This window comes from Photobacterium carnosum, from assembly GCF_021236965.1.
GTDB classification, from domain to species: domain Bacteria; phylum Pseudomonadota; class Gammaproteobacteria; order Enterobacterales; family Vibrionaceae; genus Photobacterium; species Photobacterium carnosum.
Genome location: NZ_WMDN01000006.1, coordinates 118,883 through 132,823, shown reverse-complemented (window position 1 = coordinate 132,823; position 13,941 = coordinate 118,883). Strand labels below are relative to the sequence as shown.

Here is a 13,941-nt window from a genome sequence, read left to right as displayed (position 1 = left end):
ATTAACAATATGCTTACTAGCTGTTATACCACTGTTTAAATAATTTCTGGCTGATAACTTGGTTAAGATTATACCCCATAGCTATTGTATTGGGCGTGTTTCGGCGGAGATCTGTAGGTAGTGTTAGAATATTATCATTATTATAAATGACACTGTAACTTTCTTTTACATCAATAACTATTTTATAGCGATTCTCGCGTATTTTTGGAAGGGTAAATTTTCCGTTGTCTGCAACGCTAAATGTTAATTTTTTAGGGTATTCATTCAGTATTTTTATTGCATATTCTTGAGTGAATTTTTTAATTAAGGATTTATTATTATAAAGTAATGAAAAATTAAGGGTAGGGTCCTTTATATTATTACTTAACAATGGTAATAATTGATCATAAAATGCAGTGCTTGATATATCAATCATATTATCTTTATCTAATAAGTTTTTATTAATATTAGCAGCCATTGCGATATTTAATTGTTTACTTTTATTAATGAGTTTTTCTATTGAATATTGAACTTGTTGTTCTGTCTTAAAGGTACGTTTAATAGCTAAATTATTATTAGCTACCATTAAATCTTTTTGTAAATAATTATTAAAAACTTGTTTGTTATAATCATATTCAAAATAGCCATTAAGTTGTACCATTGTCTTCCACAATTTTGGTATGTACGTATCAATAATAACAGCTATTTTATGCTGTTTTTCTTTTGGTATTTTATTAATTAATTCTTCTTTATTATAATAAATACAAGCATAAGGGGAGGTTAATTTTATTTTTTGATAAATATCTAAATACTTTGAGCAATGAAGTGTTTTGTCTATTCTATATTTGAATTTAATATCGGATATTAGGTCAAAAGTAAGATCATTATTGAGTAAAATAGCTTGTAAGTCACGCTTTAAAGAACGACGTAATTTAGTATAATATTGTTGCTTTTCTTTTATGGTGTTTTTTATATTTGAAATATGTTTAATCTGTTTCTTTTCATTGATTTGCATTATTTCAAGCTGAGTGTTTATTAATGTTAATTGTTGTTGGTAATGATTTAATTTTTGAGTGATGTCTGCTTGAAGTTTTCTTTTTATAATATTAACTTCAATCATGTTTTTTTTATAGATTAAAGCGCTATTATTAAGTGCTTGAATAAAAACATCTGAATTTTTAATGTGTGTTTGATTAAATAAATATATTAGATGGTTAATATCTTCAAGATAATGTGGATTAGATAACCAGTTTGACGAAACTAATTTTTTAGCTGCATATTCAAGATTATTAAACTCTGATGGTATTTTAAACGGACTATAGTTGTTTGTTATAATAAAGCCTTGTTGTTTTTGATATGGAATAATTTCAGGTTTGATATTAAAAGAAGAATAATCGATATAGCTTTCTTTATCACAGCCTGTAATGAAGCATAATAGAAGAAACATAAAATTGCGTAAGATGTTCATATTCCACAGTATTTATAGTTTTTAGTCAATGATATTATACCGACATTAATGGCATATACAAGCCTGTGCGTAATTACAATTAATGTTCATTAAGGACTGTTTTTTTATGTAATTTTAATGTAGCAAAGGTGTTTGTGTGGTTAAATAGATAAACAATTACGTTGGTATTAAACGCTGGAGACAATAATGTTAGTTACATTTAGTAGCAAATCTCATAATAATGTCACAATGTTTGGTGATATTGCGCAATCATTGATTACGATGATGGAATTTACAACAGAGATACCAGGAGCAATAACAGCAGAAGATGTTGGGAGTGCTTTAGCTAATTTAGAAAAAAATCTCACGGTTGCAAAGCAACAACAAGTGTTAGCGCAGAATACACAGCAAGTGGTTGATGTGGATAACGATGACAATGAAAAAGAAGTGAAAATTAGTATTGTAGTTCGTGCTATTCCCCTTATTGACTTATTAAAGACGGCAATATCAGTAAAAAGTTATGTTATGTGGAAGTAGTGTCGCTTATTTGTTTCATTAATGAAATTATTTAACGAGATGGAGGGGGGCGAAAGGGTCATCGTTAGGATCGTTAAGCCATAAATATTCCGTGTCAGCAGCAATGCGGCGAGCAATAGAATCACCATGTTGATGACCGATAATCGCTAATGACATATCAAGGCTTGCTGAGCTTCCTGATGCTGTGAAAACATTGCCATAACGTACCCATCGAGCTGAAGTTTGCCACTGAATGTTGTGACCAAATTGACACACCCAATCAAGGTTTTTTTGAGTGGTAGTTGCTTTGCCATTGTCGAGTAATCCCGCGTTGGCAAGTAATGCAGCGCCAGTTGACGTGGAACATACAATGCGTTGTTGTGGTGCGACTTTTTTCAGCCAAGCTAAAATGTCTTTGTTATGAGTTGCAAGCCGAATACCCGCGCCTCCAGGGATAATTAAGATTCCCGCAGATATTGTGTCATTAAAGCTTAGTGTTGGTTGCATATTAATACCCTGAGTACTAGTAACATGCTGCCCATTGATTGTTATGATTTGCAGTTGATAATACTCGGGTAATAAACCAAACATATGCAATGGGCCTAATGCGTCAAGTAATTCAAATTGTTCAAACAGTAAAACGGTGACAGTTTGTCGAACGGACATTATTTATTCCTTTTAATGAACTTGATCTCCTTAGTAATAGTCTAATTAGTTATGATCAGGTGTGTCGAGGATGATAATTTAGCTTTTATAATTGCATTATGAGGATAATGCTTGTTATTCAGCTGCGAATGATTACAATCAGCTCCCTGTTTAAAAATGGCTCAAAATATCAACTGACACGATTATGAATAGAAAGAAAAAAATTAACGAAACGCTAAAAAAGAGAATAAAGAAGGCGAATGCTAAGCTGAATAAAAGCACTAAGCCCCGTTATATTTCTAAAGCAGAACGTGCCACGCTTGATGATGAAGCCGCACTGGTTACTGAAACTGTAGATGCAACATCAGAAACTATTATTGATAGTGAAATTGAATCTACAGTTAATTAATAGTTAAAAAATATTAATGTTATACCTTAAACAGAAACATGATTTTGGTCGTTTTTCTGTTTTTTCGTATCATACCTATTATTATTTATAGGGTGATTGCTTGCTTATCATCAGATGAACAAGCTACTACGCTACTGTGCGTTTATTTTATACAAAGAGAGATGCTATGAGTTTTGCCTCTTTAGGCCTATCCGCCCCAATTCTTGAAGCCGTTGCTAAGCAAGGCTACGAAAAACCATCCCCAATTCAAGCGCAAGCAATTCCAGCAATTTTGGAAGGCAAGGATGTCATGGCGGCGGCACAAACGGGTACAGGCAAAACAGCAGGTTTTACATTGCCGCTGCTAGAGAAATTATCTGGTGGTCAACCTGCTCGTTCACATCATATTCGTGCACTTATTCTAACACCAACCCGTGAGCTTGCGGCTCAAGTTGCTGAGAATGTTGCAAAATATAGTAAAAATTTACCAATTAATTCAGCCGTTGTATTTGGTGGTGTAAAAGCCAATCCACAAATAAACCGTCTACGTCAAGGTGCTGATGTTTTAGTTGCAACACCTGGTCGTTTAATGGATTTACACAACCAGAATGCGGTTAAATTCCGTGATGTTGAAATTTTAGTTTTGGATGAAGCAGACCGTATGTTAGATATGGGCTTTATTCGTGATATTCGTAAAATTTTAGCGTTATTACCAAAGCAACGTCAAAACCTATTGTTTTCAGCGACATTCTCTGATGACATTCGTACGCTTGCTAAAGGCTTAGTGAATAATCCTGTTGAGATTGATGTTAATCCTCGCAACCAAGCGGCACCGACGGTTAAGCAGTGGATTTGCCCTGTTGATCAAAAGAAAAAAGCAAACTTATTAACGAAGTTGTTAAATGAGCGTAGTTGGAAGCAAGTGTTAGTGTTTACTAAAACTAAACATGGTGCAAACCGATTAGCGACTCACTTAGAAAGCCGCGGTATTTCATCTGCTGCTATTCACGGTAATAAGAGCCAAGGCGCACGTACAAAAGCGCTAGCTAACTTTAAATCAGGTAATGTTCGTGTACTTGTTGCAACAGATATTGCAGCTCGTGGCTTAGATATTGAACAATTGCCGCAAGTGGTTAACTTTGAATTACCGCATGTTGCTGAAGATTACGTTCACCGTATTGGTCGTACAGGCCGTGCAGGTTGTGTTGGCGAAGCTATTTCATTAGTTTGTGCTGATGAATACGGCGATTTAATTGCCATTGAGCGTCTAACAAAGCAAATATTAGATCGTGAAATTGTTGAAGGTTTTGAACCATCGATTAATTTACCAGCGTCAAGATTAGACACACGTCCTCTTAGCAAGCCTAAAACAGCTAAGAAGCCAAATGCTAATGGCGAAAAGCGTACTTTCTCTAACAGTAAGCCTTCTGCTCGACGTAAAGCAACACCTCGCAGTGATGATGCGCCACGTAGTGAAGGTGCAAAACCTGCTCGTAAGCCACGTCCTGCAGATGCTAAACCTAAAGCAGTAGATGGTAAGCCACCTCGTCGCACACCGCAACGTAACCGTAAGCCTGCTGCAACGGTAAACTAAAGTCGCTACTGCGGTTTAATAAATCGCTTTAGTAAATAGACTTAATAAAAACCAGTGTTAATGATGATGAATCATAACGCTGGTTTTTTTTATCTATAATTTGTGTAATTAACATCGTAATGACAATGTCACACAGGGAAGAGCATGGTCAGTACTATAACCATCTTCTTCAAAGCTGCTGTTAACTAGGTGTTTATCTTCCGTATGATAATGGCTGACTTCAAATAATGAACCGCGGTATTGGGCATTAAACTCTTGTGATAATAAAATATAATCAAGTACTGAGCTTTTTGCACCAAAGTAATGCGTTGGTGGTCGGGACAATGTTGCTTGTTCAGTATTTTGGGTAAACAACGTCCAACTATCGTATAAACGGTAATAACCAATTAAACGCTCAATATCACTGTCAGACATGCCAAAAACATTGCCAGCGATCAGTTGTTCTAAACATGAGCTTGATAGTTCATCATTAAAGTCGCCCATTAATAACATTGGTCGAGCGCTTGATTCGCGTTGTTTTAAAATGGCTAACAATAATAGATTCGCTTCAGTGCCGCGCAACATCGCTGAGCCCCAACTGCCTAAGCGTTGTCCTGCAAAACGTGATAATGCAGTGTCTGATGGAACAATAGTACTAGGAAGTGGATCATCAAATAATGAACGTTTTGATTTGAAATGCGTAACATAGCAGTCAGTTAAGCCAATATGTGGAATATTAATTGTGGCTCTAAGGGGCTTTCGACTAAAGTGAAAATCGTGCAAACCCAATAATGTAGCAGCTTGTTGATCGGCTGTTACGGTCGATATTTCAGTAATAGGAAATTTTGATGCGATAGCAACGACAGGGCTACGGTAAATAAAATCATCAATCACTGTGGGAGAATCAATTACCGCATAATAAGGGTAACCCGCTTTTTCCAACAGAGATTGTAGACTCTCACTACTGAATACTTCTTGAAAACCAATAATGTCAGGTTGGTTTTTATCAAGAAATCGAGTTATCCATGCTTGTTTTTTATGCCATTGTTCAAGGGTATAAATATTTTGAAAATCATAATAAGCCATTGGTGGCTCAAGATAATTTAATAAGTTAAAACTGGCAATTTTAACGGTAGGTACGGGCACTTCATAAGAAGGCTGATTAACGTTTGGCACACTACACACTCTCAGTAAATATAAGCCGAAGTGCATGACTTAGGCTTTATGATTACGCTAAATTATTGATATGTAGCATACCAGAGTGAGACATTAATAACAGTGATGCTTTGAATGTGGGAGAAGACCTCCCGCTAGCAGAACACTTTGTTGATATTGGCTTTAGGCGTTTTAGCGAATTTTTGCATTAATGAAAATGGTATATCGTTAATGCCATATTGATGTTTAATATCATCAATCATTGTTAGCCATAATCGGGCCGTCATTTCCGAATCTGCTAATGCTCGGTGAAAAACACCATCATGGTGAATATGCTTATATTCCACTAAAGTGCCCAGCTTGTGGTTGGGTGCATGTTGGTATAAACGTCGAGCAATTAGCATTGAACAGGCAAATTGTTCACGGTATTGACGACCAATAATATCTAATTCAGCAGTAAGAAAACGTTGATCAAAAGAAGCATTATGAGCAACAAGGTTAGCATCACCAATAAAATCAGCGAAATCAGCCATAACGTCTTCACAACAAGGTGCCGTACGGAGCATATTATTACTAATGCTAGTATAGTTCTCGATAAAACTACTGACACGAAAGCCGGGATTCATTAATTGCTGGAAATGTGCAACTACCTGACCATGTTCAAGTTTAACAGCACCTATCTCAATGGCTCGATCACCTTGGGCTGGTGATAAGCCCGTTGTTTCAAAGTCGAGTACGATAACGCTATCTGCGGAACGAGAATTAATCATTTTTTAATCTTTAGCTATTAAGACGAGCCGTATTGTAGCGTGATCATTAAGGTTGTAAATCGTAGGTTGTGAATTTCATACCACTTTCAATAACAAAATTAGCAGTAAACATCAGTATGTTATTATTATTTAAACTATGCTGGCATATTGTATTCTATAAAAGAATCAATACGGTGTTATTATTTGAGGATTAGCGAATTATCGCCCCGATTATGAGTCAATTAAACGTTCTATGAAGAAAAAATGCTACCGTCAGATTCGCGATCATAAACAAGAAAAAGCCTTATTTATTCGTCGAGCCATTCAAGCTTTTATTGGCATTTTGATTTTAACTTGTGTGTTGATTGCCAACCTTTATCATTTACAAGTACAGGATTATAGTCAATATAAAGCGCGATCTAATAATAATAGTATTAAATTGATCCCTGTCGCGCCTAATCGTGGTCGTATTTATGATCGTAATGGGGTGATATTGGCGGATAATATTCCCGTTTGTTCATTAGAAATAACACCTGATCAAGTAAAAAATCTGCCACAGGTATTAAACCAACTTCAGCAATTGTTGGGAATATCAGATCAAAATATTACTGCGTTTAATAAAGCAAAATCACAGACTCAAGCCTTTAAACCTGTAACGCTCATTGCGCAGATGAATAACAAACAAGTAGCGGTATTTTCCGTTAATGAATTTGAATATCCTGGAGTGAATGTTGATGCGCATTTAGAGCGCTATTATCCTTATGGTGCCGCATTAACACATCTATTAGGTTATGTTGGGAAAATTAATGATCGTGATATTGCAGCCTTAAAAAAGAGCGGTGAATACGAAAATTATAAAGCAACCCGTACTATTGGTAAGTTAGGCATTGAACATCACTATGAGAATCTTCTTCATGGTAAAACTGGCTATGAAACAGTTGAAGTAAATAGTCATGGTCGCGTTGTACGAACATTATCTTATGTACCGCCCGTTGCAGGCAAAGATCTAACGTTAACGATTGATATTAACTTACAGCTTTATTCACAAAAATTACTGACATTACAACAGCAAGATCCAATAACAGGCTTGATAGTAACGAAAGTTCGTCGAGGTGCTATCGTGGCAATGAACCCGAAGAATGGAGCGATTTTAGCCATGGTTTCAAGTCCGAGTTATAACCCGAATTTGTTTGTTAATGGCATCTCATCGAAAGCCTATGCCGCATTACTGAATGACCCCGCACGTCCGCTTATTAACCGCGCTACTCTAGGTTTATATCCGCCGGGTTCAACTGTAAAACCTGAACTTGCTGCCGCTGGTTTAACAACAGGGGTCATCACGGTACATACGGTGCGTAATAACCATGGCTGGTGGCGTATTCCTCATAGTAAAAGTCGTAAGTTCAGAGATGATAGAAAGCAAGGCTTTGCCAATGTTGATATCTATAAAGCGATTGAAAAATCAGTGAATACCTATTTTTATCAAGTGGCTTATGATTTAGGCATTGATCGATTATCAATGTGGATGACTAAATTTGGTTATGGTCAACACTCAGGTATTGATATCGATGAAGATTCAACCGGTATTATGCCTACTCGAGCATGGAAAATGGCGCGTTTTCATCATCATTGGATGCAAGGAGACACTGTACCACTAGGAATTGGTCAAGGATATTGGACCGCAACCCCGATACAGATAGCGAAAGCGACCTCAGTTATTGCAGAAGACGGCATTGAGCATCGTCCTCATTTATTAAAAGACATCATTGATGGTAAGGTTCAGCAACCGGTTACTTTTGCTGATTTTAAACCTCTGACCTCAGTACCTCAAAAAGATTGGGCGATCATTAAAAAGGGTATGGAGCTTGTTGTTGAAAAAGGAACGGCTAGTCGAATGTTCCAAAATATGCCATTTCAAGTGGCGGGTAAAACAGGTACAAGTCAGGTCTATTCAATGAAGGATACTGAACATTACAACGCGAATGAAGTTGCTGAGCATTTTAAAGATCACGCTTTATTTACGGGTTTTGCTCCTGCTAATGATCCCACTATTTTAGTGACGGTGGTGTTAGAACATGGTGGTTGGGGTTGGCATGCTGCTCCTTTGGCGCGAGATATTATGGAGTATGTTTTGCTGAAACCGACATTACATCCTCAGCCTAATGAGTTAGTACAACAGCCATCACCATCACTTGTGGGGTTACATTCGCCCCAAACTAAACAGCCATAATGATGAATGGGTATTAATCGGTAATAGAATCGTTTAGCCGTGATGTTAAGTCTTTGACTCACGGCTAAAATGAGATTGATGCGAGCTATTAAACCATTCGTTTAGCATCGCGAGTAATTCAGAGGCCATGTAAGGTTTACATAAAATATCGTCCATACCAGCGTTAATACACGCTTCTCGCTCAGCGGTTGTTGTACCTGCCGTTAATGCAATAATAGGTTTGGTGAAATGTTGTTGACGTAAAATTTTGGTGGCACAATAGCCATCCATAATCGGCATACGACAATCCATCAGTACAATGTCAAAAGGTTGGTTGGCAATGATATCTAACGCCGCCTGACCATTATCAACGATAGTGACATTAATATTATGTTTTTGAAGCATTAGTTGAATGATCATTTGGTTTGTTTTTAAATCTTCCACGACCAAAATATTTAATTTTTGTAATGCTTCGTGTGTAATCGGTGGATGATTAGAGAGTGTTTCGTCACGTGTACTTATTGTTAATGGCAGTGATACTGAAAACGTAGTTCCTTTTTTAGGCTCACTCGATAACGTAATATTACCGTTCATTTGTTCACATAATTGTTTACAGATTGCCAGTCCTAATCCAGTACCTTCATGGCTACGCTTACTTGATATATCGATCTGACTAAACGGTTTAAATAATTTATGTTGTTGCTGTTGTTCAATACCGCAACCACTGTCTTCTACGGTAAATATTAGACGATTATCCTGCCAACTAAATTTTGCACGTACAAATCCTTGATGGGTAAATTTTATCGCATTAGCAATAAGGTTAACGTAGATTTGTTTAAGACGATCTTCATCTGCATTAATTGAACGTGGAATATCAGTATCATAATCAATGGTGAAATCTAACCGTTTTTCTAACGCACGATGAGAAAATATATCCCTTAATTTAGTGACTAATAAATGGCTATTAAAGGGTTTTTCTATTAGCTCTAACATGCCAGCATTTATTTTACTGTAATCAAGTAAGTCGTTAATAATAGCGCGAAGTAGTTCGCCGGAATGATTTAATGTGGTTAATAATTTATTTTGATTGGCATTCAATTCTGTGTCTTGTAATAGCTCTGCAGTCCCTAATAAACCATTAAGGGGAGTACGTAATTCATGGTTAATCATCGCCAAAAAATCACGGGTTGATTGCTCTGAATCCTCAGCACGTTGACGGGCATGAATTGCGCGGCTTAGTGTGATTTGACGCCCAATAGCAGACCGAAATAATTCACAAAAAAGTGCTAGATGCTGCTGAATTATGGTTGTTCTATTTGTTGGGGCCGATATTCTTGCTGCAAAATATCCCACAATATCGTTGTTATTAATTAATGCCGTCCAGTAAAGGTTGGTTGTTGGATCCCATAAAGAGATTTGATTTTTAAGAGCGGCTGGTGGGCACCATATCTGTTCACGTCCACTGCAATATTCACCACTAATGGTAATGTTTTCAATGGGCATAATGGAAATATGACAGGCAGTAATGTAGTAGCCATCAATGAGGCTTTCGATTAATTGCTGAATATTGTCACAAGAGGGCGCTTGTTTGAGAAATAACCGTGCATAAGTAAGGAGTAAATTTTCTATCTTTGTTTGATAGGCGAGTTGAGCAGAATCTAACTCTGCTTGTAGTCGTAGTTTTTCTAATGATTTTTCTAATATGTTATTAATTTCAAAAAGTTCGCGGCTTTTTATTTCTAATAATTTCTCAGCCATAATACGCGAAGCATGTTCTCGCTCTAGTTTGCGTTCTAATAACATAATATGGCGATTGGTATCCATGTTAGTCACCAGTGAGTGTTAATGAAAATCGGACATGACTTTGTGAGGCATTCATAGGTTGCATTGCGATGGTTAATGATTGATTAAAATAACTAGCACAGCCTTCTAATACGCCCATGCAAACGTACCCCATGCAACGAGCTGAATGATAATCTAAGATCATGGTTGATTGGGTTTGATTACTAAATGTGAATTTAGGTGGTGTTACATCAGGATAGAGTTTTTTGACTTCAATATGAATATGTCGTTCGACTTTTGCAATAAAGCTAAAAGTATCATCATTTTCAATATCAGGTATGGGTAGTGCTTGTAATAGTGCAGGAAAAACTAATCGACCATAGGTTTGCTGTAGATCTTGTGCCGGAATGTGAGTGATATGGCTTAAGCTCATGATGAGTTTAATTAACCGACGATGATCATAGCTGCCAATAGTGGTATAAACACCAGCATCATTAGCATGATCAAACATTTGCTGACTTATTTCTAAACCAAATTGTGTTTCTACAATCGAAATAAATTCAGTAAAAATAATCCCTTTCATATCGTCCCTTATTATCTAATACTGTCCAGTTAGTGTAATTATTATGCAACCAATCACTAAGGGGGACGTTGTGTTAGTAATTATGGCAGAGTTTATTGGTGCGTCAAAAGGGAGTGTAAAGAACATTATATATTTGAGATCTAGGTAGTAAAAATATCAAGATGTAATATAACTACATCTTGATTATCAATATTATTTTTGCAGTATTACTGTTGCAGAGGTTTGTTGAGCAGTATGTAATAAAAACTGCTCCATGTTTTGCATTAGTTGGGTCTGATTAGGCAGTGGTAATGCATGGATATCACTGACTAATGATATTTTTTTATCATCGTTAATATCAGTATAAATCATACCTGTTGCTGCAGGCTTACCGTTATAAAAACCCACATACAGTTGTGCTTTTGTGTCGGCTTCAAACATAATCTGAGTCAGGTACTCAACAATAGCTTGTTGTTGATCTTCTTGTTGCCAATAGCTTGAATAAACCAATGCATAACGGATAGTGAGGGGATGACAATCAACAGGATAAAACGTTAACGATGATTCACTTGGAGAGATAATTGAGTCAATGATCTGTGTAGACAGTTCTGAGTGTGCGAGTTGATACAGATGTAAACCTAGTTCACTTAATGGGGTTGGAAATTCAGCATCAGTAACATGGCTAGCCATCCACGCGTTTTTTAAAGTAATCAGTTTTTCTGTAATTAGTGGCATATCATCACTTCTTTTATTCAATTGCTGACACCATAACCTAAATCACAATAATAGGGTATGCTATTTGATTTTTTTCGATAAAATCAGTTGTTACATTGTGTTGTGATTGAATTAAATATACCCCAGTAAGATTTAATAGACAGTTAAAAGAATAAAATAATAGTCGTTATATGTGGTATCACTATATGATGTTAATTACTTATATTTTAATTATAAACCTAACTATTGGTTACAAGAGTCAGAATGAAAAAATTGTTATTAGTAGCAGTAATCAGTGTCATGCTTGTGGGGTGTAATAATTCTCATACATCGTCAACTCAGCCGAGTGCTAAAATTGTGACAGCAAATGCAGTTCAATCGATAGCGAGTGTCGAAAAACAGCTTCCAGATTGGATAAAAGATGACATGGTAACATCACCGTTAGAAGCGATTGTGATGGGCGGCGATACTTACGATGCTGTTTCTTTTTGTAAACCTCATGATTGTGCCAGTGATTTTATGATCACCTTAACGGCCGATAATAATAAAAAATATTCAATGATTGTGCATGTAAAAGATGTGCCTGACGCATTGAATACCCCAAGTATTTACGCAACATATCAATATATTGGTCAGCCTGATCAGCAAGTAAAAAGTGTCTTCACACAAGCCTTGAGCCAAAATCCCAACTGGCAATAAAAATTACCGCTCTGCAATTAGTGGTTATCAGAAATAGAGCGTTCAATTTTGTACTGAGGGCTCTGTTTGTTCACCACGCACTGAAATCTACATTGAATCGTATAGATATGGGTGTCTTGTATCTCTGTGGTGAAACATAAACATTCCTGCTAGTGAATGCCCAACTTACCCCGTCATTCCCTACAGTGAGGTTACGAACGAGATAGGGAATCTACTATCAGCATGTTGTTGGGCGTTAACTGTAGCTTTCAAAATATGGCAATCATTCTCTTTGAGTTGTAGACTAATATTATTTCCGCATAAATGTGCGAGGTAAGCATGAAGTACGAATTATTAGTTTTAGCTGCAATGACACGATTAGAATCTCCAAATACTCAAGCTATTGTTGCTGCTACTGGGATCTCTGAACGTAAAGTACAATCTGTAGTTAATTCACTAATTGAAAACCTAGGCTTAAATATTGAAAGAAAGCGTCAAGGTCGAACCTTTCATTTTTCTATTAATAGTTGGGGTGTTTTTGAATCAGGGAAAGCGATTCAATCTCAACTTAATAATATTGATTTAGTGATGCCTAGTAATTCAATACTTTCTTCTTATGAAGATAAACATGCCTATTTCGAGCAAGTCAAAATGGATAACTTTAAAGAAAGTATGCGTTTAGAAGGGCATGATATTGCTAGTGATTTCGATTTATCTCTCGATAGAGAGCAACAACGTCAAATATTGTTAAATAAATACTCAAACGTAAATTCGTTAGAGGCGCTCAATGGCTGATAAATATGGAACAACACATGATCCTTATACTTACGAAAATAGTACGGTTCTAGTTAATAAGCTCAATATTAATAATGAAGCAGTATTAAAGGCTGCTGAGCGTGATTTAACGACGTTAGCTGCAATGTATGTGGAGTTTCAATTACCTCCTTACGACTTTATTTATTTGTGTTCAATTCACCGTATCTTGTTCTCTGATCTATTTGAATGGGCTGGCGAGTTAAGAACGATTGATATTTCAAAAGGAAATACACGCTTCTGCAATGTTGCTAGGATTGGAAAAGAAGCGAATAATCTGTTTTCAATGTTAGAAAAAGATAAGTATTTAGTTGATCTATCATTCGATGAATTTCTTACTAAATTAGCTGAGTATTATTGCGATATTAACGTTCTACATCCATTTCGTGAAGGTAATGGTCGCACCCAACGTTTGTTGTTTGAACACATTGCAATTAACTGTGGTTACAATATTAATTTTTCTGGTATTACGTCTGAACAGTGGGTAACTGCAAATATCCATGGTTACCATTGTAATTATGCGCCAATGAAAGAGCTATTTTCTGTTTGTGTAACTAAAGCTGAAAAGCGCAGTTAACAAATAAGCACATGTATCGCGCAGCTGACACCTATTCGAAGTGTTGGACAAGCCCGAGCAGCTTTATATAAGTAAATATTGAAAATATCATGAAGGGGGGTGCTGAAAAGAAGTCGAGAGTTATCCTTGGTGTGAACCAATCAATTTAATTCAT

General features: G+C 36.3%; 14 protein-coding genes. 7 read left to right on the top strand and 7 right to left on the bottom strand.

Going from position 1 to position 13,941, the window contains the following annotated elements; genetic code table 11:
- Positions 1-16: 16 nt before the first annotated feature.
- A complete protein-coding gene (locus GLP24_RS08350; RefSeq protein WP_232615851.1) occupies positions 17-1,426 on the bottom strand; it encodes a hypothetical protein in 1,410 nt (469 codons plus the stop codon).
- Between the two features lie 207 nt (positions 1,427-1,633).
- On the opposite strand from GLP24_RS08350, the gene GLP24_RS08345 reads away from it, so the two are divergent.
- On the top strand, positions 1,634-1,963 hold the full coding sequence (locus GLP24_RS08345) for a DUF1840 domain-containing protein (RefSeq protein WP_101767716.1): 330 nt from the start codon (positions 1,634-1,636) through the stop codon (positions 1,961-1,963).
- Positions 1,964-1,990: 27 nt separating this feature from the next.
- Here GLP24_RS08345 and GLP24_RS08340 read toward each other — a convergent pair whose 3' ends face one another.
- Positions 1,991-2,608, bottom strand: a complete 618-nt coding sequence (locus tag GLP24_RS08340; RefSeq protein ID WP_232583541.1) for a DJ-1/PfpI family protein — start codon at positions 2,606-2,608, stop codon at positions 1,991-1,993.
- 184 nt (positions 2,609-2,792) lie between these two features.
- On the opposite strand from GLP24_RS08340, the gene GLP24_RS08335 reads away from it, so the two are divergent.
- Both GLP24_RS08335 and GLP24_RS08330 read left to right on the top strand, forming a co-directional pair.
- Positions 2,793-2,996: a DUF2986 domain-containing protein gene (locus GLP24_RS08335; RefSeq protein ID WP_101767718.1), complete on the top strand. Its 204-nt coding sequence runs from the start codon at positions 2,793-2,795 to the stop codon at positions 2,994-2,996.
- Positions 2,997-3,162: 166 nt separating this feature from the next.
- The gene (locus GLP24_RS08330; RefSeq protein WP_101767719.1) at positions 3,163-4,569 is read left to right on the top strand and encodes a DEAD/DEAH box helicase; all 1,407 of its coding nucleotides are present in this window, start codon (positions 3,163-3,165) and stop codon (positions 4,567-4,569) included.
- Between the two features lie 108 nt (positions 4,570-4,677).
- Here GLP24_RS08330 and GLP24_RS08325 read toward each other — a convergent pair whose 3' ends face one another.
- Complete coding sequence (locus GLP24_RS08325) at positions 4,678-5,724, bottom strand: endonuclease/exonuclease/phosphatase family protein (RefSeq protein WP_227990383.1); 1,047 nt, start codon at positions 5,722-5,724, stop codon at positions 4,678-4,680.
- Positions 5,725-5,858: 134 nt separating this feature from the next.
- Positions 5,859-6,470: a 3'-5' exonuclease gene (locus GLP24_RS08320; protein WP_202820802.1), complete on the bottom strand. Its 612-nt coding sequence runs from the start codon at positions 6,468-6,470 to the stop codon at positions 5,859-5,861.
- A 235-nt stretch (positions 6,471-6,705) separates the two neighbouring features.
- Here GLP24_RS08320 and mrdA point away from each other — a divergent pair, with 235 nt between their 5' ends.
- Entirely contained in the window at positions 6,706-8,682 is a 1,977-nt protein-coding gene (gene mrdA / locus GLP24_RS08315; protein ID WP_232577251.1) for a penicillin-binding protein 2, read from the top strand.
- Positions 8,683-8,727: 45 nt separating this feature from the next.
- Here the strand turns inward: mrdA and GLP24_RS08310 are convergent, their stop codons facing one another.
- The 3 genes from GLP24_RS08310 to GLP24_RS08300 form a co-directional block, all read right to left on the bottom strand.
- Complete coding sequence (locus GLP24_RS08310; protein WP_232615850.1) at positions 8,728-10,485, bottom strand: ATP-binding protein; 1,758 nt, start codon at positions 10,483-10,485, stop codon at positions 8,728-8,730.
- A gap of 1 nt (position 10,486) precedes the next feature.
- Complete coding sequence (locus GLP24_RS08305; RefSeq protein ID WP_232615849.1) at positions 10,487-11,026, bottom strand: heme NO-binding domain-containing protein; 540 nt, start codon at positions 11,024-11,026, stop codon at positions 10,487-10,489.
- A 192-nt stretch (positions 11,027-11,218) separates the two neighbouring features.
- A complete protein-coding gene (locus GLP24_RS08300) occupies positions 11,219-11,740 on the bottom strand; it encodes a hypothetical protein (RefSeq protein ID WP_232612952.1) in 522 nt (173 codons plus the stop codon).
- Between the two features lie 243 nt (positions 11,741-11,983).
- On the opposite strand from GLP24_RS08300, the gene GLP24_RS08295 reads away from it, so the two are divergent.
- The 3 genes from GLP24_RS08295 to GLP24_RS08285 all read left to right on the top strand — a co-directional run bounded on the left by GLP24_RS08295 (position 11,984) and on the right by GLP24_RS08285 (position 13,787).
- Entirely contained in the window at positions 11,984-12,418 is a 435-nt protein-coding gene (locus GLP24_RS08295) for an Ivy family c-type lysozyme inhibitor (protein WP_232599582.1), read from the top strand.
- 318 nt (positions 12,419-12,736) lie between these two features.
- Positions 12,737-13,192 (top strand): YhfG family protein, encoded by a 456-nt coding sequence (locus GLP24_RS08290; RefSeq protein ID WP_232599583.1) that lies wholly within the window; start codon positions 12,737-12,739, stop codon positions 13,190-13,192.
- Positions 13,185-13,787: a putative adenosine monophosphate-protein transferase Fic gene (locus tag GLP24_RS08285; protein ID WP_107250022.1), complete on the top strand. Its 603-nt coding sequence runs from the start codon at positions 13,185-13,187 to the stop codon at positions 13,785-13,787. The genes GLP24_RS08290 and GLP24_RS08285 overlap by 8 nt, the downstream gene beginning before the upstream one ends.
- Positions 13,788-13,941: the final 154 nt, after the last annotated feature.